We start from the raw sequence: 23,961 nt of genomic DNA on the forward strand, positions 1-23,961 counted from the left end.
CAAGAAGTCAGTCCTTAGCCGCGATCGGCGTCTTCTCGACCTGAGCCGTCGCGATCGGCGGCCCCTTGGCGATCACTGCCGCTAGCTGCGTCGCCTCGGGGCATACACCCTTGCAGAGCGTCCGGATCTTCACGAGGTTGTCCTTCGCGCGGACCACGGCGCCCTTGGCGACGAGCGCCTCGCCCTGTCCCTTCAACGCCGCGACGTCGTTCGGTTCGAGCAGCAGCGCCTCGCGGTACAGGCGGATCGCCTTGCCCGGCAGGTCGCGCGTCTCGGCGACCTTGGCGAGCAGCAGGAACGCGGCTCGATTGCGTGGATCGACCGCGACGGAGGTTTCCAGCACATCCGTTGCGCCATCGAGATTACCCGCGGCGACCAGCGAGCGACCCTGTGCGAGAAGCTGCATCGAGCGGGCGTCGATCTGCGCGTCGGGGCGCTGCCCATTGAGCGAGGTCGATACGCACACGATGGTCAGCGTGGCGGCAAGGGCAACGGACGAAAAACGCATGATCGTCTCCAGGCGGGTCATCAGGCGGCTGGCTAGCACGCGGCCCGGAGGCGCGCGACAAAAAAGCCGTCGGTGCCGTCGCGACCGGGTTCGAGGCGGACGCCGTGGCCGTGCTTCGCGCCGGCGGGGAGCGTCAGCGGCTCGGTCGTCCAGCCGGGATGCGCGTTGAGGAACCACGTCACTTGGTCCGTACCCTCGGCGTCGAGCAGCGAGCAGACGATGTAGACGAGCGCGCCGCCGGGCTTGACCAGCGTGGCGGCGACCGAGAGCACCTGCTGCTGCGTCGATTGCAGCCGCGAGACGCGGTCGGGGGTGAGCCGCCAGCGCGCCTCGGGATTGCGCCGCCAGGTGCCGGTGCCCGAGCAGGGTGCATCGACCAGCACGCCGTCCGCGCGACCGGCCCATTCGCTCAGCGCCTCGATCTCGCGCGTTGGGTTGAGCAGGCGGCTCTCGACGATCGTCGCACCGGCACGGGTTGCCCGCGGGGCTAGGCGCGAGAGACGGTTGCGGTCGGTGTCGCAGGCGAGGACTACGCCCTCATTCGCCATCGTGGCGGCGAGCGCGAGCGTCTTGCCGCCGGCGCCGGCGCAGAGATCGACGATGCGTTCACCGGGTTTCGCGTGCATCGCGAGGCCGACGATCTGGCTGCCCTCGTCCTGCACCTCGAGCGCGCCTTCGTTGAAGAGCGGGAGTGCTTCGACGTTGGTGCCGGTCGGGAGGCGGATGCCGTCCGGGGCGTGGGGGGTGGCTTCGGCTTCCGGGAGCGCGGCGAGCACGGTCGCGCGGTCGGCGATCAGCGTGTTGACGCGGAGGTCGAGCGTGGCGCGGCCGGCGAGGTCGGTTAGCGCCGCGCCGTCTAGGCCGGATGCGCGGAGGGCCTTGGTCAGCCACTGCGGCGCGACACCGGCGCGGGCGCGGGGTTCATCCTTGGCGATCGGGGCCGGGGCGTGGGTCGAGCCGTCGAAGGTCGCGGCGAGTTCGGGGTCTGCGTCGGCGACGAGCAGCATCGCGGTGCGGCCGTTTTCGGGGCGGTCGCCGGCCTTGCGGATTGCGGAATAGACGAGCTCGCGGACAGCCCGGCGGTCCTTCGAGCCGGCGTAGCGGCGGGTCGCAAAATAGCGCGCGATCAGCGTGTCGGCGGCGGCGCCGGACTCGCGGGCGGCGGCGATGATCTGGTCGAGCAGTTCGATCGCGGCCTGGGTGCGTGCTGGGGGAGTCACGTGTTGGCTCCCGACTTCGCGTGGGTTCCGGGGTAGGCTTGGTACGGGGTGTTCGTCATCATCCCTTCCCCTAGCGTCTCTGGCGAGCGGGCGGGGAATAATTTCGGGGCTCGGTGCGGGTTGAGGTGGTTAGCACCCTCTCCCTCCGTCATCCCGGCGGACGCCGGGACCCATGGTTGCGGGCCGGGTGGTGATCGGACGCTATCGCTGGGTACACCGTGTCCATGGGTCCCGGCGTTCGCCGGGATGACGGAAGGGGGGTGGAGGTGAAGCGGAGGTGGCTTGAGGTTAACGCCCCCCTTCCGTCATGCCGGGCCCTTCGGCGACGCTCAGGAGAGCCTTGTTCCGGCATCCACGGTTCCACGTTCTCGGCAGCTACGAGCATGCGGTACGGTGGACCCCGGAACACGTCCGGGGTGACGGAGTGGGCTGGAGATCGGGATGGTCCAAGCTCAGTTCGGTAATCCCTGCCAAGCGGCCGCCTCACCTCACCGAGTCGGGTAGTTCGGCGCCTCGCGCGTGATCGTCACGTCGTGGACATGGCTCTCCATCAAGCCTGCACCCGTAATCTGCACGAACTCCGCGCGGGCCTGGAGGTCCGGGATCGTCGCCGAGCCGGTATAGCCCATCGCCGCTTTGATCCCGCCGACGAGCTGATGGACGACGTCCCTCGCCGGGCCCTTGTACGCGACTTGCCCCTCGATACCCTCGGGCACGAGCTTGAGCTGGTCCTTGATATCGCCCTGGAAATAGCGATCCGCCGACCCGCGGCCCATTGCGCCGACGGAGCCCATGCCGCGGTACGACTTGTACGCCCGGCCCTGATAGAGAAACGTCTCGCCGGGGGCCTCGTCGGTGCCTGCAAGCAGCGAGCCGATCATCACCGTGGACGCGCCGGCTGCAAGTGCCTTGGCCATGTCGCCCGAGGTGCGGATGCCGCCATCGGCGATCACCGGCACGCCAGCCTTGTGGCCAGCTTCGGCGCAATCCATCACCGCCGTCAGCTGCGGCACGCCGACGCCGGCCACCACCCGCGTAGTGCAGATCGAGCCCGGGCCGATGCCGACCTTGATCCCGTCCGCGCCCGCACCGATCAGCGCGCGCGTTGCCTCGCCGGTGGCGACGTTGCCCGCGACGACCTGGACCGAGTTGGACAGCTTCTTCACGCGCTCGACCGCACGGCCAACATCTCGGTTATGGCCATGCGCGGTGTCGATCACGATCAGGTCGCAACCGGCATCGATCAACTGCTCTGTCCGGTCGAAGCCCTTGTCGCCGACCGTCGTCGCCGCCGCCACGCGCAGGCGCCCCGCCTCGTCCTTGGTGGCGTTCGGGAACATCACCGCCTTCTCTATGTCCTTGACGGTGATCAGCCCGACGCAGCGATATCGCGCATCCACCACCAGCAGCTTCTCGATCCGGCGAAGGTGGAGCAGGCGACGCGCCTCTTCCTTGCCGACTTCGGTCGAGACGGTGGCTAGGTTCTCGTGCGTCATCAGCTCGCTGACCGGCTGTTTCGGATCGCCCGCGAAGCGTACGTCGCGGTTGGTGAGGATACCGACGAGCTTGCCGTCCGCCTCGACCACCGGGATGCCGCTGATCCGGTGGCCCGACATGAGCGCCTGCGCCTCGCCGAGAGTCGCGGTCGGCGCGATCGTGATCGGGTTGACCACCATCCCCGATTCGAACCGCTTGACCTGGCGCACCGCGACCACCTGCTCCTCGACCGTCAGGTTGCGGTGGAGCACGCCGATGCCGCCGAGCTGCGCCATTACAATGGCCATGTCCGCTTCGGTGACGGTGTCCATCGCCGACGAGAGAATGGGGATGTTGAGCGCAATGCCACGCGTCACCTGCGTCCGGGTATCGGCCTGGCTTGGCAGCACGTCCGATTCCCCCGGATACAGGAGGACGTCGTCGAATGTGAGGCCGAGGCGGATATCCATGAGAGCTGCCGTTCCTGGGTGTGAGGTGGCGCGCCATGTAACCAAAGGCGGCGCGTACGGCTAGGCCTCTCCTTCTTTGGCGTGCTATAGCGAAGCGATACACGGATGGGGGATTGTTCGATGGGCCTGATCGTTGCCGCGCTGCTGCTGGCACTCGTGCTGCTGTACCTCTTCACCAGCATCAAGATCGTCCATCAGGGCTATCAATACACGATCGAGCATTTCGGCCGCTTCACGACGGTCGCGCGGCCCGGGTTCAATTTCTACCCCGCGTTTTTCTACCGTGTCGGGCGGAAGGTGAACATGATGGAGCAGGTGATCGACATCCCCGGCCAGGAGATCATCACCAAGGATAATGCGATGATCTCGACCGACGGGGTCGTGTTCTTCCAGGTGCTCGACTCGGCCAAGGCGGCGTACGAGGTGTCGGACCTGTACCAGGCGCTGTTGCAGCTCACGACGACCAACCTGCGCACGGTGATGGGGTCGATGGACCTCGACGAGACGCTGTCGAAGCGCGACGAGATCAACGCGCGGCTGCTGAACGTCGTCGATCATGCGACGACGCCGTGGGGCGTGAAGATCACGCGTGTCGAGATCAAGGACATCCGTCCGCCAGCCGACATCGTCAACGCGATGGGGCGACAGATGAAGGCCGAGCGCGAGAAGCGGGCCAACATTCTGGATGCAGAGGGCTCGCGGGCGTCCGAGATCCTGCGCGCCGAGGGGCAGAAGCAGGCGCGGATCCTCGAGTCCGAGGGGCGCAAGGAATCGGCGTTCCGCGATGCCGAGGCGCGCGAGCGGGCGGCGGTGGCGGAGGCATCGGCGACGCGCGCGGTGTCTCAGGCGATCGAGGAGGGTGGCGCGCAGGCGATCAATTACTTCATCGCGCAGAAATATGTCGAGGCGATCGGGAAGTTTGCCACCTCGCCCAACGCGAAGACGATCCTGTTTCCGGTCGAGGCTACGCAGTTGATGGGGACGCTTGGCGGGATTGGCGAGCTGGCGAAGGATGCGTTGCGCGATGCGGTCGCGTCGCCGCCGGCCAAGCCCGCGGCTCGTGGGCCGTTCGAGTTGTCCAAGTCGACCGAGGTTCCGAGAAGCTGATGGACGCGATCGGGGCGGCCGGCGCTTGGCTGATCGCGGCTCTGGTGCTGGGGATTGCCGAACTGGCGGTGCCTGGAGTCTTCCTCGTGTTTCTCGCGATCGCTGCGGCGGTGACGGGGGCGGCGGTGTACGTGTTGCCGGACTTGCCGGTGGCGGCGCAGTTGGCAGCGTTTGCGGTCTGGAGCACGGTGACGGTGCTGATCGGCAAGCGCTGGTACCGGGATTATCCGGTCGAGGGCGGAGATCCGATGTTGAACGATCGGTCTGCGCGGCTGGTCGGACAGGTCGTCGTGGTGGAAACTGCGCTCGTCAGCGGGCACGGGCGGGTGCTGGTGGGCGACGGGAGTTGGCCGGCTCGTGGTGCCGACGCGGCGGTTGGCACGCGGGTGAAGGTCGCCGCCGTGGTAGATGGCGAAGTCGTGGTGGAGCCGCTCTAAACCCTCTCCCTCGGGGAGAGGGAGAGCCGCGCAGCGGCGAGGGTGAGGGCACGCCAAGCAGGACCGTGCCCTCACCTTCCCACCCGACTTCGTCGTGCGGGCCCCTTCCTCTCCCCTGAGGGGAGAGGAGGTTTAGGCCGTCTCCCGCACTTTCGGGGCCGCCTGCCGGACACCCTCGTCAACATGCTCGGCGAACTGGGCGAAGTTCTCGACGAACAGGTCGACCAGTTTCGCCGCGGTCGCGTCGTAGGCGTCCTTGTCCGCCCAGGTCGTCCGCGGATCGAGGATCGCGCTGTCCACGCCCGGCACGCTCACTGGTACTTCGAACCCGAAGTTCGGGTCCGTCCGGAACTCGGCATCGTTCAAACTCCCGTCGAGCGCCGCGTTCAGCAGCGCCCGCGTCGCCTTGATCGGCATGCGGTTGCCGACGCCGTATTTGCCGCCGGTCCAGCCGGTGTTGACCAGCCAGCAATCGACGCCGCCCTTTGCGATCCGCTCCTTGAGCAGATTGCCGTAGACCGAGGGATGCCGCGGCATGAACGGTGCGCCGAAGCAGGTCGAGAAGGTCGCATCGGGCTCGGTCACGCCGATCTCGGTCCCGGCCACGCGCGCGGTATAGCCCGAGAGGAAGTGGTACATCGCCTGATCGGGGGTCAGCTTCGCGATCGGCGGCAGCACGCCGTACGCGTCCGCGGTCAGCATCACGATGTTGCGTGGCACCGGCCCCATGTTCTCGGCCGACGCATTGGGGATGAAGTCGATCGGATACGCCCCGCGGCTGTTCTCGGCGAGCGTGTGATCGTCGAGATCGAGCAGCCGCGTCGCCGGGTCCATCACGACGTTCTCGAGCACCGTCCCGAAGCGCTTGGTCGTCGCGAAGATTTCCGGCTCGGCATCGGCGGACAGGCGGATCATCTTGGCGTAGCACCCGCCCTCGAAATTGAAGACGGCCGTATCCGACCAGCCATGCTCGTCGTCGCCGATCAGCGTCCGGCTCGCGTCGGCGCTGAGCGTCGTCTTGCCGGTACCCGACAGCCCGAAAAACACCGCGGTGTCGCCGTTCGCGCCCATGTTCGCCGAGCAGTGCATGGGCATCACGCCGGTCGGCGGCAGCAGATAGTTGAGCAGGCCGAACACCGACTTTTTCATCTCGCCGGCGTATTTCGTGCCGCCGATCAGGATCAGCTTGTCAGTGAAGTTCACCGCGATCACCGTCTCGCTGCGGCAGCCGTGACGCGCAGGATCGGCGCGAAAGCTCGGCAGGTCGACGATCGTGTAATCCGCGACGAAGTCCTTGAGTGCAGCCTCTTCGGGCCGCACCAGCATCGTCCGGATGAACAGATTATGCCACGCCAGTTCGGTGACGACGCGGACTTGCACGCGGTGATCGGCCTGCGATCCGCCGTACAGATCCTGCACGAACAGCTCGTCCTTGGCGGCAAGCGCGGCGAAAAAATCCTCCTTCAACGCGGCGAAATGCGCGGGCTCCATCGCCTTGTTGCTCTTGCCCCACCAGACCGTCGCGTCGGTCTCGGCATCGCGGACGATGAACTTGTCCTGCGCCGAGCGCCCGGTATGCGCGCCGGTCTCGACGACAAGCGGACCGTCGGCGGATAGCGTCCCCTCGCCGCGCGCCAACGCCGCCTCGACGAGTTGGGCTGTGACCAAATTCCAATGCAGGGTGGCGCGGGTTTCTATCCCTTGCGCGGCTAGGCCGCCGGCCGGAATACGTTCGTTGGACAAGACATCTCTCCAGATGGTTTCGCATACGTATGTATGTCGTTGCGCCGGGATGTAGGCGGCGGCCCCGCACCGGTCAAATGGGCTGCCGTGACGCGGTTCCGATGCGCCTCCAGTTGAGTGCCGCCGCGGATTGGCCTACGCCGCTACGCCAACGACCGAGGCAAGCGACCCAAGAATGACGGCAACGATCGCGCTGGTCGACGACGACCGCAACATCCTGACCTCCGTGTCGATCGCGCTGCAGACCGAGGGCTTCGTCACGCGCGTCTATTCGGACGGCGAGACGGCGTTGAAGGCACTGACCGACAACCCGCCCGATCTTGCGGTGTTCGACATCAAGATGCCGCGGATGGACGGGCTCGAACTTCTCCGCAGGTTCCGCGAGAAGAGCCAGGTTCCGGTGATCTTCCTGACCAGCAAGGACGACGAACTCGACGAGGCGCTCGGCCTTGCGATGGGCGCGGACGATTACATCGCCAAGCCGTTCTCGCAACGTCTGCTGATAGCCCGTATCCGCGCGATCCTGCGCCGGACGGAACTCACCCAGTCGCCGGGCACCGAGACCGAGGCGGAAGCCGCCGGTCCCCTCGCGCGAGGGCGGCTCAGCATGGATCCCGCAAGGCATCGGACCTTGTGGGGCGGCGAGCCGGTGACACTGACGGTCACCGAGTTCATGATCCTCGAGACGCTTGCGCAGCGGCCGGGCATCGTCAAGACGCGCAACCAGTTGATGGACGCAGCGTATCAGGACGACATCTATGTCGACGATCGCACCATCGACAGCCACATAAAACGACTCCGCCGCAAATTCAGGCAGGTCGATCCCGCATTCGACGCTATCGAGACATTATATGGTGCCGGGTATCGATTTTCTGAGGAATGAACTCGGCGTCGACGGGCGCGATCTCACGCTGCGCTGGTCGGGCCAGATCTCGCTCACGCGGCGGATCCTGGCCGTTAACATCTTCGCACTGCTGCTGTTGGCGGGCGGATTCTTCTATCTCGACTCGTATCGCAGCCGCGTCGTCGACAACCGCGTTGCGCAGACCGCGCGTGAGGCACGGCTGATCGGCGAGGCGATCGCGGCGGTCGATCCGGCATTACGGGATCCGCTGGTGCTGAGGCTCGCGCGCGATACGGGTTCGCGGATCCGGTTGTTCGATTCGTCTGGGCGCACGATTGTCGACAGTCGCGTGCTGGGGCTACGGAACTTCGTGTTGATGGATCCAGACAAGGAAGACCTGGACCAGACGATCGCCCGCTTCCTTGACGCGGTGATCGACGTCGTCGTGATGGCGCCCCGCCCCCCGCTCTACCGCGAGCGCAGCGGTGCACAGCAATGGCCCGACGTGACCGCGGTTCGCGGACGCAGGACGGTCTCGACGACGGTCTGGCGTGCGCCGGATCGCACCCCCGTGCTGACCGCTGCCGCCCCGCTTCGCGCTGGCGAAGTCGTGATGACGACGGTCAACGCACGCGACATCACGAAGACGGTACGGATCGAGCGGTTCCGGCTCAGCATGGTGCTGCTCGGCGTATCGATCGTCTCGATCCTGCTGTCGCTGTTCCTCGCCCGCACCATCGTGCGTCCCCTCCGCCGTCTCGCCCGCGCCGCCGTCCGCGTCCGGCTGGGCCGCGCCCGCGAGGTCGTCGTTCCCCGTCTTCCCTCGCGCCGCGACGAACTCGGCATGCTCGCGCGTGCGCTGTCCGACATGAGCCTTGCACTCAGGGCTCGCATCGACGCGACCGAGGCATTCGCCGCCGACGTAACGCACGAGATGAAGAACCCCCTCGCCTCGCTCCGGTCCGCGGTCGAGGGGTTGTCGCGGGTGAAGGATCCGGCACTCCAGGCACAGTTGCTCGCGATCGTCCGTGACGACGTGCACCGGCTGGACCGGCTTCTCTCCGACATCTCCGAAGCCTCGCGACTCGATGCCCAGCTAAGCCGCGCGAAGTTCGAACCGGTCGATATCGTCACGATGATCGACGGACTGGTGGCGCAACGCGACGCACGGGGCATCGAGCGTGGAATCCGGCTCAGGTTCGATCGCAACCCCGACGACCGCAGGATCATACTCGGCGAGGGCGCCCGGCTCGAACGCGTCTTCGAGAACCTGATCGACAACGCGCTCTCCTTCTCCCCCGACGCCGGACTGATCGCGATTTCCGCAATCCGCGAGAACGAGGATCTCGTGATCCGGGTCGAGGACGAGGGCCCAGGTGTTCCCGAAGACGCGCGCGAGGACGTGTTCAAGCGCTTCCACTCGGTCCGTCCCGACAGCGAGACGTTCGGTCAGCATTCGGGACTCGGCCTCGCGATCGCGCGTACGATCGTCGATGGGCACCAAGGGTCGATCTCCGTCGAGTCGCGCGAAGATCGGCTCGGCGGCGCCCGGTTCGTCGTACGACTACCGCTTGCCGATATACCGTTGTAAGGAACGAACGTGGTCGAGATCTCCTCAGACAGGCTTCATGCCACGACGGTTTCGATCGACGGTTTGGCGGTCATGATCGAAGGCGCCTCGGGATCAGGCAAGTCCGACCTCGCGCTGCGCCTGATAGACCGCGGCGCCACGCTCGTCAGTGACGATCAGACGCTGGTCACGCGGTCCGGCAAAACCCTGCTAGCCCGCGCACCGGCGGCGATTGCCGGGCGCATCGAAGTCCGCGGGATCGGCATCCTCGCGATGCCGCACGTCGATGACGTCCCTGTAAGCTTGCTCGTACGCGTCGACGGCGCGATCGAACGCATGCCCGAGCGCCGCGTGCGGAAGATTGCCGGCATCGACGTCCGCCAATTCGCGGTAGACCCGTTCCACGCCTCCGCCCCGATCAAGGTCGAACTCGCATTGCGCAATCCGGAGCCTTCAGAATGACGCGTTCAGCATGACTCGGCCAAAGGACATCCTGCTCGTCACCGGCATGTCGGGGGCGGGCAAGTCCACCGTCCTCAAGACGCTCGAGGATCTTGGGTGGGAGGTGGTCGACAACCTTCCGCTACTGCTTCTCGACCGGCTGCTCGACGCGCCGCTTCCCCAGGGGTCGCCGAACGATTCGCAGCGTCTTGCGATCGGCATCGGCGCCCGGACGCGCGACTTCGATCCCGACCGGATCGTCAGCCGCATTCGGGACCTGCGCGACCGTCATGGGCTCGAGATCGGGATGTTGTTCCTCGACTGCTCGGGCGCCGAACTCGAACGTCGCTATTCCGAGACTCGCCGCCGCCATCCGCTCGCGCTCGATCGGCCCGCGAACGACGGCATCGGCCGCGAACGCGAGTTGCTTGCGCCGCTTCGCGACTGGGCAAACCGCCTGATCGACACCACCGACATGGCCGCCAACGAACTCGCACAGCAGATCCGCGCGAGCTTTGCCGGCGGGGAACTCGGCGAGCCGACCCTGACGATCCGCTCGTTCGGGTTTGCCCGCGGCCTGCCTCGCAACGCCGACCTCGTGTTCGACATGCGCTTTCTCCGGAATCCGCACTGGGACCCCGAGTTGCGCCCCGGCACCGGGCTCGACGCCGACGTATCCGCCTACATCATGGACGATCCCGCCTACGAGGCCGCGGTGAGTCGGATCGAAGAGCTCCTGATGCTGTTGCTTCCGCGGTACCGGGCGGAAGGCAAGTCCTATGTAACGGTCGCGTTCGGGTGTACCGGAGGGAGACACCGGTCGGTCCACGTCGCCGAGCGGGTGGCGCGACGGTTGCGCGAAGCGGGATTTTCGCCCAGTATCGGTCACCGCGACCTCGGGGCCGCACCGCAGGATGCGCTCGAAGGATCACCGGTCGTCTTATGAGTATGAAACGCTGACATGATCGGCCTTGTTCTGGTAACGCACGGTCGGCTGGCCGAGGAATTCGTTCGCGCGATGATCCATGTCGTCGGTCCGCAGGAGCGCGTCGCGACGATCGCGATCGGTCCCGACGACGATATGGAGAGCCGGCGCGCCGATATCGCCGCGGCGATTCAGGACGTCGATGCGGGACGCGGCGTGATCGTGCTGACCGACTTGTTCGGCGGCACCCCCTCCAATCTCGCCATCTCGCTGATGGAGCGCGGACGAATCGAAGTGATCGCGGGGATGAACCTGCCGATGCTCATCCGTCTGGGATCGGCGCGAAAGTCCATGACCGTCGTTGCGGCGGTTGCGGCGGCGCGGGAAGCCGGTCGTAAATATATCTCGGTTGCGTCCGAGGTTCTCGGCGAGGCCGCGGCGTGAGCGGGGTCTCACGCACCGTCCAGATAACCAATCGTCGGGGGCTTCACGCCCGCGCCAGCGCAAAGTTCGTGACGCTCGCATCGTCGCACCCGGTCGAGGTCAGCGTGACCAAGGACGGGTCGGACCATGTCACAGGCACGTCGATCATGGGGCTGATGATGCTGGGCGCGGCGATGGGCGATGCGATCACGATCAGCGCGAGCGGCGACGGCGCGGAGCATACGGTCGCGGCGCTCGCTGAACTGGTCGAGGCGAAGTTCGGCGAGGATTGACGTAATTGCTCCCCTCCCGCAGGCGGGAGGGGTTGGGGGTGGGCGCGCGCTCACCATAATCGAATCATTTGCTGAGGCCGGGAGCCCACCCCCGGCCCCTCCCGCATACGGGAGGGGAGGACAAGAATGCCCCGCGAGATTACCGCCTTTTCGAACCCGCTGATCAAGTACGTCCGCGACCTGCGCGACAAGCGACATCGGCGTGCGGCCAAGCAGTTCCTCGCCGAGGGCCTGCGCATCCTCACCGAAGCGCGGGAGACCGGTCGCCTGCCCCGCACGCTGTTCTACGCAGCGGCAAGCGCGAACCATCCGTTGGTCCACGCGCTGTCGATGGACGTCGAGGAAGCCGGCGGCGAGTCCATCCAGACCACGCCGGATATTCTCTCGAAGCTGTCAGGCAAGGACAACCCGCAGGCGGTCGTCGGCGTGTTCGACGAGTTCGACGCGACGCTCGAGGACCTTGATCGCACCACCTCCGGCATCTGGCTGGTCGCAGAACGCCTGCGCGATCCCGGCAATCTCGGCACGATCCTGCGAACGGGCGATGCGGTCGGCGCGGGCGGCCTCATCCTGATCGGTGAGTCGGTCGATCCCTTCTCGGTCGAGGCGGTCCGCGCGAGCATGGGCGCGTTGTTCACGATTCCGGTGGTGAAGACGGAGTGGGAGCCGTTTCAGGCTTGGCTGCGCGCCGGCCCGGGTCAACTCGTCGGCCTGAGCCTGGACACCGACACGGAGTACCGTGCGGCGACCTATACGAGCCCGGCCTTCCTGCTCACCGGCAACGAAGCGCAGGGCATGCCGCCCGAAATGGCCGAGGCGTGCGACGTGCTCGTGAAGATCCCGATGCTCGGTAAGGCGGACAGCCTCAACGCTGCGGTCGCGACCGCGGTAATGGCCTATGAAGTGCTTGCCCGGCAGGAGAAAACCGCGCGCCCAGCGTGAACCGTTAATTTTGCCCGATTGGCGATGCTTAGCGAGTCCGGTTCAGCTAAGGGAGAGCTACGTCGTGCGAAAGCGTCGACGGAGTACGGTTAGACAGGACGAATATGGCCCGCGGTTTCAATGATGGACGAGTGACGAACGGCGCGATCCGGTCGGTGATGGCGATTGCTGCCACGCCGATACTGATGGCGACCCCGCTGTTCGCGCAACAGGTTACGCCACCTCCGGTCGTACCGACGATGCCCTCTGCAATGCCGACCACGACGCTGGCGCCGCCCGTGATCACCGTACCGCCGCTGAGCGACACGCAGGCCGCCTTGCTCGACAGACTGCTCAATGGCGACATCGTCGCGCAGGGCCTGAAGTCCGCCGCCACCGCGTCGACCAGCGCGCCAGGCAAGGACGAACTGGTCCGTGCCGCGCTCGATCACGCGCGCGCCGTGCATGCCGGCCGGCTCAGCGGTGCCGATTTCCAGAAGGATTGGGGCCTGCGCCCGCCCGCCTATGATCCGACCCCGGGGTTCGCCGACGCGGTCCGGCTCGATCGTATCGCAGCGTGGTTCGCGTCGCTGCCGCCCCCTTATGCCGGCTATGACGGCCTGCGTAAGGGCCTCCAGAATTACCGATCGATCGCCGCTGCAGGTGGCTGGACGCCACTCGCGTCCGGCCCGGATTTCACGATCGGTGCGACCGGCCCTCGGGTGATCGCGCTGCGGAAGCGTCTCGCGGTCGAGGACAAGGACGTCTCGACCAGCGGCGACACGTTCGATTCCGCGCTGGTCGACGCGGTGCGTCGCGCGCAACGGCGCTATGGCCTGAACCCCAGCGGCATCGTCTCGACGCAGACACTCGCTGCGCTCAACGTGTCGGCGACCGACCGTGTGCGCCAGATCATGGCGAACATGGAGCGCTGGCGCTGGCTGCCGCAGGATCTGCCGCGCGATCGTATCCAGGTGAACATCGCCGCGGCGGTGCTGACCGTGTTCGACGGAGATACGCCCGTGCAGTCGATGCGCGCAGTTACCGGGCGTCCGGGCGACGAGACGCCGATGCTGTCGTCGACGATCCACAGCATCGTGATCAACCCGCCCTGGAACGTGCCGACTTCGATCGCGACGAAGGAACTGTGGCCGAAGGAAAAGGCCAATCCAGGCTATCTGAGGCGCAACGGCTTCAAGGTGATCGACGGCAAGCGGCTGCAGCAGCAGGCTGGCGACCAGAGCGCGCTTGGCCGGTTCAAGTTCGATTTCCTGAACGACTATTCGGTGTATCTCCACGACACGCCGAGCCGCGCGAAGTTCGCAAGCTTCAGTCGGCTTTCGAGCCATGGCTGCGTACGCCTTGAAAAGCCTGCCGAACTTGCCGATCTGTTGCTCAAGGGCGATCCGGCCTGGACGCCAGAGATGGTCGACGCTGCGGTGGCCAAGGGCGACACGGTCCGCGCACGCCTCGTGAAGCCGGTGTCGGTCTACCTGCTCTACTGGACCGCGTTTGCCAGCGGCAACGGCCAGATGAACTTCCGCGCCGATCCCTATGACTGGGACGGCATCCTCGCCTCCAAGATCGAGGCACGCACCGCGCGCCAGACGATCGCCGCTCGCTGAGAGGATTTTCCATGACGATCTCCATCCGTACCCGAACCGCCATCGCCGGCGGCCTGCTCGCCGCCATGGTGTTGGCCGGTTGCTCGCGCTCCGAGCCAGAGCAGCCGCCAACCGACACAAACATGGTCGAAGACGCTGGTGTGACCGAATCCGAAGCGGCAGCGCCGGCTCCGGTCGAAGCCGCTCCCGTCGAGGCTCCACCGCCTGCCCCGGTTGTCGTCGAACCGCCACGGGAAAAGCCGATCGCGCCGGACGAGCAGATGCTCGACGATGCCGACGCCACCGGCATGACGTCACGCGTGACGCGCGACGAAGCGCCGACCGAGAACGAGGACGCGCCTCAGCAGTGAGGTGAGCGGATCCGGCCGGAGGTCATTCCCCGACCGGATCCGATACGTCGGGCGCGTGACGATCGACGAGCCTCTCGCTCGCGCGGTTGAGCCCGATGACTTCGACGATCCTGCCGTTGCGACGCAGCTTGGCGACCACGTCCTCAAGCGCACCGACTGCCGTCACGTCCCACAGATGCGCACCGGCTAGGTCGATCCGGATGACGCGAGCCGTGTCGCGCAGGTCGAATTTCTCGGTGAACACATCGGCACTCGCGAAGAATATCTGCCCACGGACCCGGTAGATACGCGTGTCGCTTGCGACGTCATGTTCGGTAGCGATGTCCATCACTCGACCGACCTTCCAGGCGAAGAACACCCCGCTCAGCAATACCCCGACGCCGACGCCCAGCGACAGGTCATGCGTCGCGACCGTGACGACGACCGTCGCGACCATCACCACGCTCGACACCTTGGGATAGCGCACCACGTCGCGGATCGAGCTCCAGGAGAAGGTGCTGATCGACACCATGATCATGATCGCGACCAGCGCCGCGACCGGCACCTGCGCAACCCATGGCCTGAGCGGCACCATCACCACCAGCAGGAACACGCCCGCCACCATCGTCGACAGCCGCCCGCGACCGCCATAGCGCACGTTGCCGACGGTCTGGCCGATCATGCCGCAACCGGCGATGCCACCGAACGCGCCCGCGGCGATGTTGGCGAGGCCAAGCCCGGTGCACTCGCGCGCTTTCGAGCTGGTCGTCTCAGTCAGTTCGTCGACCACGCTGGCCGTCATCATCGACTCGAGCAGCCCCACGGATGCCATCGCCAGCGCATAGGGCGCGACGATCCGTAGCGTTTCCCAGGTAAACGGCACGTCGGGGAACCCCAGCGACGGCAACGACGATGGCAACCGCCCGAGATCGCCAACCATCTTTAGCGGCATCGGAAACCACATCGCGATTGCCGTCAGCACGACGATGCAGATCAGCGGCGATGGAACCGCGGTCGATATGCGCGGGACGAGATAGATGATCGCAAGGCCACCCGCGATCATCGCATATGCCTGCCAGCTGATCCCGACCATCTGCGGCACCTGCGCAGAGAAGATCAGGATCGCGAGCGCATTGACGAATCCGGTGCGGACCGAGCGCGAGACGAACCGCATCAGCACGTCGAGCTTGGCGAGCCCGAATGCGATCTGGAGCAGCCCTGCGAGCATCGTCGCGACCAGGAGATACTGAAGTCCGTGCGCGTGAACGAGGGCGGCGGCGACCAGCGCGACCGAGCCTGCCGCGCCCGAGATCATCGCGGGCCGCCCGCCGGCAAACGCAATGACGATGCCGATCACGAACGAGGCGAACAGGCCGACTTCGGGATCGATGCCGGCCACGAACGAGAAGGCGATGACCTCGGGGATAAGCGCGAAGGTGCCGACCATGCCGGCGAGAACGTCGCGGCGCGCGGCGGCTTGGCCGCTGAACCATTCGGTGCGGTAACGAGAGATTGCTGAAGATGTCATGGATGTATCCGCATAGGACGCACGAACCGCCACAATTGCGCGAGCGGTTCACTTTGAAGACGTCGTTGCGTTGTCCGGCGGATCGGCGGCCGGAATAGCCACCCGGAATTGCACCGGGTCCAGGGCGAATGCTCGGCTTGATACCGAGTAGCATATCGCAGCGCAACCTGTTGCCCGTTACCCCAGCCCGGCATCCTCGCGAAAGTCAGGATGAAGAGGTTGCGTCTGCGGGGCCAACAACATTTGTCCTACACCCCCAGCCCATGGCAAAGCGCCAGGCATGCCCCAAACTAACGCGCTCCTGCCGGACCTTCTGCCGGACGAGACCGTTCCAAACCTCGATCGCCAGAACCGCCCCCACCGAAATGTCTCCCAGCGTGTGAACTTCCTGCACTTCCGGCAGGAACATCGCGCAATATCAGAGCTAAAAGCATGACCCTAGTCCCCGTCGCCGAAGCCCAGACCCGCCTCTTCACAATGGCCCCCCGCGTCGGTAGCGAGACCGTCGGCTTGCGCGACGCCGCAGGCCGGTGGGCCGCGCAGGATATCCTCGCGCGCCGCACCCAACCCGCCGCCGACCTCTCGGCAATGGACGGCTACGCGATCCGTTACGCCGACCTCCCCGGCCCTTGGAAAGTCATCGGCGAAAGCGCCGCCGGTCGCCCCTTCGCCGGCCAGGTCGCCGCTGGAGAAGCCACCCGCATCTTCACCGGCGCGGCGATGCCCGAAGGCTCCGACACGGTGATGGTCCAGGAAGAAGCCGAACGGGACGGCGAAGCCCTGATCCTCGCCGGCGAAGGCCCGACGACGTTCGGCCGCAACACGCGCCGCAAGGGACTCGACTTCTCCACCGGAACTCGCCTGATCGCCGCCGGCGACCGCCTCAGCCCCGCGCGCATCGCAGTCGCAGCGACCGGCGGGCACGGCAGCCTCGCCGTCAACCGCCGCGTGCGCGTTGCAGTTGCCGCGACCGGCGACGAACTCGTCCCCCCCGGCTCGATCACCGACGGCATCGCGCTCCCTGAATCGAACGGCATCATGCTCGCCGCGATGCTGGCCGACATGCCCGTCGACGTCATCGACCTCGGCATCCTCCCCGACAACCTCGACGTCCTGCGCAACGCCTTCGCCAGCGTCCAGGCCGACCTGCTCGTCACCACCGGCGGTGCATCGGTCGGCGATCACGACCTCGTCCGCCCGGCGATCGAAGCGGCCGGCGGTACCATCGATTTCTGGCGCATCGCGCTTCGCCCCGGCAAGCCGATGATGGCCGGCCGGATCGGCGGAATGATGGTGCTAGGCCTGCCCGGCAACCCGGTCTCGGCGTTCGTCACCGCTATCTTGTTCGTCAAGCCCGTCGTCGCGCACATGGCCGGCGCACGCGATCCGCTACCGCAGACGACGCACGCGCTGCTCGGCGAAGACCTGCCTGCGAACAACGCCCGCACCGATTATCTCCGCGCCGAACTCAAAGACGGCAAGGCCTATGCGTCCACGATACAGGACAGCTCGATGCTGCTGACCTTGGCCCGGTCGACCTGTCTGATCGTTCGCCCCGGCAGCGCTCCGATCGCATTGGCCGGCGAATCGGCGGAAATCCTCGTTATCGCGTGATACGGACGCTTGACGGCGTTAATTATGTTCCATAGAAGTTCCTCGTCTGTTCCGGACGGAGAACCGCCATGCTCACGCGCAAGCAGCACGAACTCGTCTGCTTCATCAACGATCGCCTCAACGAAACCGGCGTCTCGCCGTCGTTCGAGGAGATGAAGGACGCGCTCGACCTCAAATCGAAGTCGGGCGTCCATCGCCTGATCAGCGCGCTTGAGGAGCGCAACTTCATCCGCCGCTTGCCGAACCGCGCCCGCGCGCTCGAAGTGTTGCGGATGCCTGAGCGTGCGGAAAAGAAGGCGCAGGCGAAGGCATCGAATGTAAAACCCGCGTCCGCCGCCGTACCGCACCCGGCGAACGACGTCGTGGAGATACCTCTCCACGGCCGCATCGCTGCCGGCGTCCCGATCGAGGCCTTCGAAGGCAGCACGATGCTCGCCGTCCCCGCCGCGCTCCTCGGCACGGGCGAGCATTACGCGCTCGAAGTCTCCGGTGACTCGATGGTCGAGGCCGGCATCCTCGACGGCGACTACGCCCTGATCCGCCGTACCGAGACCGCTCGTGATGGCGAGATCGTCGTCGCTTTGATCGAGGACAGCGAAGCCACGCTCAAATACTTCCGCCGCGAAGGCGCCATGGTACGCCTCGACCCTGCCAATCGCGCCTATGACCCCCAACGCTATGCCCCCGCCCAAGTCCGCGTGCAGGGCAAGCTCTCCGGCATTCTCCGCCGCTACGACTGAGTAGCGGGTATCGAGACGCGTTTGACATCAAGGCGGTGCGGCGGATGAAAAGCCGATGTGGATGCCAAAGCGACCGGTAGTGACGGCCGTTCGCGTAGGCCCCGACAAAGGCCGGAGCGTTGCTCCAGTCGTCATAACCGGTAGTGCGGGATGTTATCAGTGCGTAGCATCGACACTCGACTAAGATGCTCGTCCTCTGGATCGGAGCAACGCCGTCTAACGATCGGTTTGCAGTCGCGCTCATTCCGTAACGAACCTCGGCGATTTTGCGTCTGCAAAAGCGGGTTGTACAAGGTGGCGCGCCTAAAGCAGACAATTCGCCGGTTGATGGAGCTACGCGTTTCCCGGTTGTCGCCCATGCCGAGGATTGTGTTGACGATGGCGCTGTCAGAGTCACGGACGGCAAGTCTAGCGAACAGCACCAAGGCCGCCGCTTAAGGCGGGTGATACCTTGTGCTTGAAGAAGCATGCAGAGCGGTTCGCCAATGGCGTTGGCAAAAGAAGGGATGTGCGATTGATGCCTCACCGTGCCGAGGCATCCTTCAATCCAGTTTCATCACCCGGTTCGCCAGACACAGGCTCGACAAGTTCGCCTGCTCGGGGCCTGTCGGTCATGCCCACGCGAGAGCGAACCAAAGGGGGGCTTTGGGTACGCCAGGAAAAATAGCATCGAACCTTTCATCGCGATCGGAGCATCGCGATGCGCACCACGCGCCTGCCCGAGCAATCATCAACCTATGGCATGAATGTACCGCTTCACACACTGCATGTTGCGCTTTCCGGATTTCAAACCCATAGATTGGAAGAGGCCATTTCCGTCCCGAGATTGGGTATGTCGAACGCTGGCCCGTACAATGACTTAAGGTTCGCCCGATGACTTCCGATACCGCAATGGGCCCGCTCGACCAGCCCGTCACCGTCCATATCTGGCGCGAGAAATACCGCCACGGTAGCGAGGCAACGCCGTCCGATACGTTCGCGCGAGTCGTCGGCGGCGTCTATGCGAACGACGATGCGGCGCAGGCCGCCAAGGCGCTTGGCGCGCTCGAAGCCCGCGACTGGGTACCGGGCGGACGCATCTTCGCAGGCGCAGGCACGACCAAACGCGTGACATGGATCAACTGCTTCGTCTCGCCGACGATCCAGGATTCGATGGACAGCGAACCCGGCCTACCCGGTGTCGGGATCATGCCGGCACTGAACGTCGCAGCGTTCACGCAGCAGCAGGGCGGCGGCATCGGCATGGATTTCGGTACGTTGCGCCCGGACGGCGCGGTCGTCGGCCGGACCGGATCGATCTCGTCGGGCGTGATCCCGTTCATGGCGATGTGGGACGGGATGTGCGTCACGATCCGGTCGAGCGGCTCTCGGCGCGGCGCGATGATGGGCGTGCTGCCGGTCTGGCACCCCGACGTGTTGGCGTTTATCTCCGCCAAGACGCGCAAGGATTTCTTGAAGAACTTCAACGTGTCGGTAACCGTGACGGACGACTTCATGGCGGCACTGGAGGCCGGCGCGGACTGGGACCTGGGCTTCCACGTGCCGCGCGCGGACGGCGAGCATGTCGCGGTCGGCGAGAAGGACGGGCGGCCGTGGTACGTCTATCGCCGGCTGCCCGCCGCCGAGCTGTTCGACCTGATCACGCGCACGACCTATGACTATGCCGAGCCCGGCGTGATCTTCATCGACCGCGTCAACCGGCTGAACAACCTCAACTATTGCGAGACGATCGCCGCGACCAATCCCTGCGGCGAGCAGCCCCTGCCGCCCAATGGCGACTGCGATCTCGGCCATGTGAACCTTGCCAACATGGTACTGCACCCGTTCACGCCCGAAGCGGCGGTTGACTGGGACCGGCTGCGTAGCGCAGTGCAGGTCGGCGTGCGGTTCCTGGACAATGTCCTCGACACCTCGCCCTTCCCGACGCCGGAACAGCGCGCCGAAGCGCTCGCCAAGCGTCGCATCGGTCTCGGCTATACCGGCCTCGGCAATCTGCTGCAGCAGATGCGGGTGCGCTATGGCCGCGCGGCGACAACGCTGGTCGAGGAGATCGGCAAGGCGATCGCGATCGAGGCCTATCGGACGTCGGTGGCGCTGGCACGGGAGCGTGGCACCTTCCCTGCCTACGACACCGAAGCATTCGCGCGCGCACCGTTCCTGACCAAGCTGCCGGTCGACCTCGTCGCGGACATCCGCACTTACGGTATCCGCAACGGCGTGCTGCTAACGCTCGCGCCGACCGGGACGACATCGATCTTCTACGGTAACGTCAGCTCGGGCGTCGAGCCGACCTTCAGCTGGCATTACGATCGCGCCGTCGTGATCGAACAGACCGCGACCGACCAGACGCTCGAGCGCTTCGAGGTGCAGGATTACGGCTGGTATTTGTATAGCCGGATGCCGGGCTTCGATCCTGCCGCAGCCCTGCCCGACTATATGGTCACCGCGCTCGAACTGTCGGTGGACGATCACATCGCCGTCGCCGCCGCCGCGCAGGCATGGGTCGACGCGGCGATTTCGAAGACCATCAACTGCCCTGCCGACATGCCGTACGAAGCGTTCCGCGAGGTCTATCTGACCGCGTACCGCGAGGGCATGAAGGGCTGCACGACCTATCGCCCGAGCGGCATTCGCGGCTCCGTGCTGTCGGTGAAGAGCGACACTGCCGAGCCTGAGCCGGTCGTCGCGCCGCCCTCTGTCACCGCATCCGACGTGCTGACCCGCCCGCAGGTGCTGAGCGGCAAGACGGTGAAGATCAAGTGGCCGATCGACGGCGAGAATTACTACCTCACGATCAACGATTATGTGCATCCCGATGGCCGCCGCGTGCCGTTCGAGATCTTCATCTCGACCAGCTCGGTTGAGAATTTCGAGACGATGGCGGCGCTCACCCGGACGCTGTCGGCAGCGTGCCGCCGCGGCGATGCCACTTTCCTGTTCGAGGAGCTGGAACGCGTCCATTCGCCCAAGGGCGGCGCGCTCGTTCGCCTGGATCACGAAACCAAGGGTAGCTACGCACCCAGCCTGATCGCCCTGATCGGCCGCATCCTGCGCCAGCATTCGGAGCCCGAGCCCGCACTCGCGCTGGACGCAACCGGCGAACAATGCCCGAGCTGCAAGCGCCATACCGCGCATATGCTGGAGGGATGCCTGACCTGCTACCAATGCGGGTACAGCAAATGCGGGTAAGCGGTTGATGAGCAAGGCACAATCTGTGGAAGTCCGAAACCGATAGTGCCTTGCTCCGTCGTTTGACGGTTCTTCGTTGCCTCGACCAGCTTCATGCATCCCCACTCCCGAGTCCGGCCGTGAGTGGCCGGGCGATCGCGTCTTGCAAGCATGAGACCGGTTGACGGCTGACGACGTTGTCGCTTTCATGATGCGAAATGGCTTGCCAACATCTGGATATGATAGAGGATTGCCGGATCAAGACGGATATTCTGTCATGGAAATCCGTCAATCCATGGCTCGGTCATTGCGAACGAGCGGGGATGGCGATGAGAGGCGGCATTTGTGATTGATCGTCGGACGATAATGACGGGCGGGGCAGCGCTCGCGCTGATCCCGGGGTTCACGGGTCTGGGCGCCAAATCCCCACCGTCACTGGCCGCGCTCGCCCGAGCAAAAAATATTCGTTTCGGCAGCACGCTTGGCGGCTCGAATTTCGCGGACTTGGCCTATCGCCGCTTGAATGCGGCACAATGCAATTTGATCGTGCCTGAAAACGAAATGAAATGGAGCGCGCTACGGCCCGACGCCCGCAGCTTCGACTTCCGTGCAGCGGATGCCCTGGTTGCATGGGCACGTGAGACAGGCCTGGGCGTTCGCGGGCATACACTGCTCTGGCAGACCGAACGTTGGATGCCGGAATGGACACGAACGCATGATTATGGTCCAAACCCCCGTGCCGAAGCCCATCGGCTTTTGATCGCCCATATCGATACCGTCACCAGGCGCTATGCAGCGACCGTAGATAGCTTCGACGTCGTGAACGAGGCCATCGACCCAGACACCGGCCTGTTGCGCGAAACGGCATTGTCGAGACATTTAGGCGCCGAGACGACGATCGAGCTGGCCTTCCGGACTGCAAGAACGGCGGCGCCACGCGCGCAACTCGTCTATAACGACTATATGAGTTGGCAGTCGGACAACGGCCGACATCGCGATGCCGTGCTGCGACTGCTGGAACGGCTCTTGAAACGCGGTACCCCCGTCACCGCCCTTGGGGTCCAGAGTCACCTTGGAAGCAAATATAGCGAGGCACCGACCGGTCTCGGCGCGTTGGACGAGACTGCGTGGCGCCGGTTCCTCGACGACGTCACGGGAATGGGCTTGGACCTGCTCGTCACCGAACTCGACGTCCATGACAATCCCCTGCCGAGTGCGATCGGCCCGCGTGATCGTGAAGTGGCGGCGCATACCCGCGCCTATCTCGATCTGATGTTGTCCTACCCGCAATGCCGCACAGTGATGTGCTGGGGATTAAGCGACCGGTACAGCTGGCTGCAGGCGTTGCGGTCGCGCCCGGATGGATTGCCCAAGCGCCCCCTGCCCTACGACGCGGCGTTCGCACCCAAGCCGATGCGCGATGCGATCGCAGCTGCCTTCCTCGCAGCCAAACCGCGCGGGCCCACACGCGCTTGAACGACGGCAATTGAAGCGACGCCGGTGAACGGTTCGACGAGGCGGCGGTCCTGCGGCGGTCCTTGCGCGCTTGATCGGCCGCCCAACGTGACGACGCCGTTGTTCGCGGTGAGGCCGATATGCCCGGCGATGACCGCAAATTATCGCTGCGACTGATCGCGGACAGCGTCGGGAACTACGCACATGCGGCGCTTATGCGTAGTTCCCGATACTTTCCCGCCCCCACCATAACGCCGAATGGTCTCCGAAAGAGGGAGACCGCGCATGACCTATTCGACCTTGATGGTGCATCTCGACGGCGGCCGCGCCAACGCGGCGTTGCTCGACGTCGCCGCGACGCTCGCCGACCAGTACGACGCTGCGGTGATCGGCATCGCCGTGTGCCAGCCGGTGCCGATCGGCACGTGCGACGGCTATCTCGGCGGCGAATATGCGGTGATCGAGCGCGATATCGTCGCCGACGAACTCGCCCGCGCCAAGACCGAGTTCCACGCGCACGAACGGCTCGCGCATCATGCGCTCGAATGGCGATCGATCCCGACACTCGCCAACATCGCGCATGTCGTCGCGGAGAATGCGCGCTCCGCCGATCTCGTCATCACCAGCGCAGGCCCCGGGTTCGCCGACCTCGCGACGCATGCCGACACCGGTGACCTCATCCTGCGCGCAGGCCGCCCCGTGCTGGTCGTTCCCGACGGCGCCGCCACCGCGACGTTCGAGACTGTCATGGTCGCGTGGACCGATACGCGCGAATGCCGCCGTGCGATCAGCGATGCGTTGCCGATGCTCCAGGCCGCCGACCGCGTCGTGATCGTCGAAGTCGCCATCGACGCGATCGATGCGCGCAAGCCGATCGACGACATCACGGCTTGGCTCGCGCGTCACGGCGTCGATGCGGACAAGATCGTCGCGCGGATGAAGCGCTCCAGCATCGACACGCTCGCCGGGATCGCGGATGATCTCGAGGCCGATCTCCTCGTTGCCGGTGCCTATGGCCACAGCCGGATCCGCGAATGGGCGTTCGGTGGCGTCACCCGCGACCTGCTGTTGCGCGACCGGCGCTGCACATTGCTATCGCACTAGATCATGTCCGCCACTGCGCC

21 protein-coding genes and 1 other annotated feature are annotated in these 23,961 nt (G+C 65.6%); of the genes, 16 read left to right on the forward strand and 5 right to left on the reverse strand.

Annotated features, from left to right (window positions below; genetic code table 11):
* Nucleotides 1–7: 7 nt before the first annotated feature.
* The 3 genes from AC1MLZ_RS02380 to guaB all read right to left on the reverse strand — a co-directional run bounded on the left by AC1MLZ_RS02380 (nucleotide 8) and on the right by guaB (nucleotide 3,674).
* A complete protein-coding gene (locus AC1MLZ_RS02380; RefSeq protein WP_480960273.1) occupies nucleotides 8–508 on the reverse strand; it encodes a tetratricopeptide repeat protein in 501 nt (166 codons plus the stop codon).
* A gap of 32 nt (nucleotides 509–540) precedes the next feature.
* Nucleotides 541–1,728 carry an RsmB/NOP family class I SAM-dependent RNA methyltransferase gene (locus AC1MLZ_RS02385; protein ID WP_480960274.1) on the reverse strand — a complete coding sequence of 396 codons (1,188 nt, stop codon included), beginning with the start codon at nucleotides 1,726–1,728 and terminating at the stop codon, nucleotides 541–543.
* Between the two features lie 488 nt (nucleotides 1,729–2,216).
* Complete coding sequence (guaB, locus tag AC1MLZ_RS02390) at nucleotides 2,217–3,674, reverse strand: IMP dehydrogenase (RefSeq protein WP_480960275.1); 1,458 nt, start codon at nucleotides 3,672–3,674, stop codon at nucleotides 2,217–2,219.
* A 120-nt stretch (nucleotides 3,675–3,794) separates the two neighbouring features.
* Between guaB and AC1MLZ_RS02395 the strand changes: the two genes are divergently transcribed.
* Together AC1MLZ_RS02395 and AC1MLZ_RS02400 are read left to right on the forward strand one after the other, a co-directional pair.
* Complete coding sequence (locus AC1MLZ_RS02395) at nucleotides 3,795–4,781, forward strand: SPFH domain-containing protein (protein WP_480960276.1); 987 nt, start codon at nucleotides 3,795–3,797, stop codon at nucleotides 4,779–4,781.
* Nucleotides 4,781–5,218 (forward strand): NfeD family protein, encoded by a 438-nt coding sequence (locus AC1MLZ_RS02400; RefSeq protein WP_480960277.1) that lies wholly within the window; start codon nucleotides 4,781–4,783, stop codon nucleotides 5,216–5,218. The genes AC1MLZ_RS02395 and AC1MLZ_RS02400 overlap by 1 nt, the downstream gene beginning before the upstream one ends.
* Nucleotides 5,219–5,350: 132 nt before the next feature.
* On the opposite strand, the gene AC1MLZ_RS02405 is transcribed toward AC1MLZ_RS02400, so the two are convergent.
* Complete coding sequence (locus tag AC1MLZ_RS02405; RefSeq protein WP_480960278.1) at nucleotides 5,351–6,961, reverse strand: phosphoenolpyruvate carboxykinase; 1,611 nt, start codon at nucleotides 6,959–6,961, stop codon at nucleotides 5,351–5,353.
* Between the two features lie 175 nt (nucleotides 6,962–7,136).
* Between AC1MLZ_RS02405 and AC1MLZ_RS02410 the strand changes: the two genes are divergently transcribed.
* The 9 genes from AC1MLZ_RS02410 (at nucleotide 7,137) to AC1MLZ_RS02450 (ending at nucleotide 14,353) form a co-directional block, all read left to right on the forward strand.
* Nucleotides 7,137–7,844 (forward strand): response regulator transcription factor, encoded by a 708-nt coding sequence (locus AC1MLZ_RS02410; protein WP_060525504.1) that lies wholly within the window; start codon nucleotides 7,137–7,139, stop codon nucleotides 7,842–7,844.
* Nucleotides 7,813–9,396, forward strand: coding sequence for a sensor histidine kinase (locus AC1MLZ_RS02415; RefSeq protein ID WP_480960279.1), 1,584 nt, complete (start codon nucleotides 7,813–7,815; stop codon nucleotides 9,394–9,396). The genes AC1MLZ_RS02410 and AC1MLZ_RS02415 overlap by 32 nt, the downstream gene beginning before the upstream one ends.
* A gap of 72 nt (nucleotides 9,397–9,468) precedes the next feature.
* The gene (locus tag AC1MLZ_RS02420; protein WP_480960280.1) at nucleotides 9,469–9,837 is read left to right on the forward strand and encodes an HPr kinase/phosphorylase; all 369 of its coding nucleotides are present in this window, start codon (nucleotides 9,469–9,471) and stop codon (nucleotides 9,835–9,837) included.
* A gap of 10 nt (nucleotides 9,838–9,847) precedes the next feature.
* Nucleotides 9,848–10,762, forward strand: coding sequence for an RNase adapter RapZ (rapZ, locus tag AC1MLZ_RS02425; RefSeq protein WP_480960281.1), 915 nt, complete (start codon nucleotides 9,848–9,850; stop codon nucleotides 10,760–10,762).
* 15 nt (nucleotides 10,763–10,777) lie between these two features.
* A complete protein-coding gene (locus AC1MLZ_RS02430) occupies nucleotides 10,778–11,185 on the forward strand; it encodes a PTS sugar transporter subunit IIA (RefSeq protein ID WP_480960282.1) in 408 nt (135 codons plus the stop codon).
* Nucleotides 11,182–11,457: an HPr family phosphocarrier protein gene (locus AC1MLZ_RS02435; protein WP_480960283.1), complete on the forward strand. Its 276-nt coding sequence runs from the start codon at nucleotides 11,182–11,184 to the stop codon at nucleotides 11,455–11,457. The genes AC1MLZ_RS02430 and AC1MLZ_RS02435 overlap by 4 nt, the downstream gene beginning before the upstream one ends.
* A gap of 126 nt (nucleotides 11,458–11,583) precedes the next feature.
* Nucleotides 11,584–12,399: a TrmH family RNA methyltransferase gene (locus AC1MLZ_RS02440; protein ID WP_480960284.1), complete on the forward strand. Its 816-nt coding sequence runs from the start codon at nucleotides 11,584–11,586 to the stop codon at nucleotides 12,397–12,399.
* A gap of 158 nt (nucleotides 12,400–12,557) precedes the next feature.
* Nucleotides 12,558–14,003, forward strand: coding sequence for a L,D-transpeptidase family protein (locus AC1MLZ_RS02445; protein WP_480961454.1), 1,446 nt, complete (start codon nucleotides 12,558–12,560; stop codon nucleotides 14,001–14,003).
* Between the two features lie 11 nt (nucleotides 14,004–14,014).
* On the forward strand, nucleotides 14,015–14,353 hold the full coding sequence (locus AC1MLZ_RS02450; protein ID WP_480960285.1) for a hypothetical protein: 339 nt from the start codon (nucleotides 14,015–14,017) through the stop codon (nucleotides 14,351–14,353).
* A gap of 22 nt (nucleotides 14,354–14,375) precedes the next feature.
* Here the strand turns inward: AC1MLZ_RS02450 and AC1MLZ_RS02455 are convergent, their stop codons facing one another.
* Complete coding sequence (locus AC1MLZ_RS02455; RefSeq protein ID WP_480960286.1) at nucleotides 14,376–15,860, reverse strand: SulP family inorganic anion transporter; 1,485 nt, start codon at nucleotides 15,858–15,860, stop codon at nucleotides 14,376–14,378.
* A gap of 68 nt (nucleotides 15,861–15,928) precedes the next feature.
* Nucleotides 15,929–15,984: a sequence feature (sul1 is cis-regulatory element that is thought to sense ions involved in sulfur or methionine metabolism; They are found in Alphaproteobacteria), on the reverse strand.
* A 308-nt stretch (nucleotides 15,985–16,292) separates the two neighbouring features.
* Between AC1MLZ_RS02455 and AC1MLZ_RS02460 the strand changes: the two genes are divergently transcribed.
* The 5 genes from AC1MLZ_RS02460 to AC1MLZ_RS02480 all read left to right on the forward strand — a co-directional run bounded on the left by AC1MLZ_RS02460 (nucleotide 16,293) and on the right by AC1MLZ_RS02480 (nucleotide 23,941).
* The gene (locus AC1MLZ_RS02460; RefSeq protein WP_480960287.1) at nucleotides 16,293–17,474 is read left to right on the forward strand and encodes a molybdopterin molybdotransferase MoeA; all 1,182 of its coding nucleotides are present in this window, start codon (nucleotides 16,293–16,295) and stop codon (nucleotides 17,472–17,474) included.
* Between the two features lie 68 nt (nucleotides 17,475–17,542).
* A complete protein-coding gene (lexA, locus tag AC1MLZ_RS02465) occupies nucleotides 17,543–18,214 on the forward strand; it encodes a transcriptional repressor LexA (protein ID WP_480960288.1) in 672 nt (223 codons plus the stop codon).
* Between the two features lie 873 nt (nucleotides 18,215–19,087).
* The gene (locus AC1MLZ_RS02470) at nucleotides 19,088–21,403 is read left to right on the forward strand and encodes an adenosylcobalamin-dependent ribonucleoside-diphosphate reductase (protein WP_480960289.1); all 2,316 of its coding nucleotides are present in this window, start codon (nucleotides 19,088–19,090) and stop codon (nucleotides 21,401–21,403) included.
* Nucleotides 21,404–21,727: 324 nt separating this feature from the next.
* Nucleotides 21,728–22,858, forward strand: a complete 1,131-nt coding sequence (locus AC1MLZ_RS02475; RefSeq protein WP_480960290.1) for an endo-1,4-beta-xylanase — start codon at nucleotides 21,728–21,730, stop codon at nucleotides 22,856–22,858.
* Nucleotides 22,859–23,122: 264 nt separating this feature from the next.
* Entirely contained in the window at nucleotides 23,123–23,941 is an 819-nt protein-coding gene (locus AC1MLZ_RS02480) for a universal stress protein (RefSeq protein ID WP_480960291.1), read from the forward strand.
* Nucleotides 23,942–23,961 lie beyond the last annotated feature (20 nt).

The sequence above is a fragment of the Sphingomonas sp. PEI4 genome, from assembly GCF_056679955.1.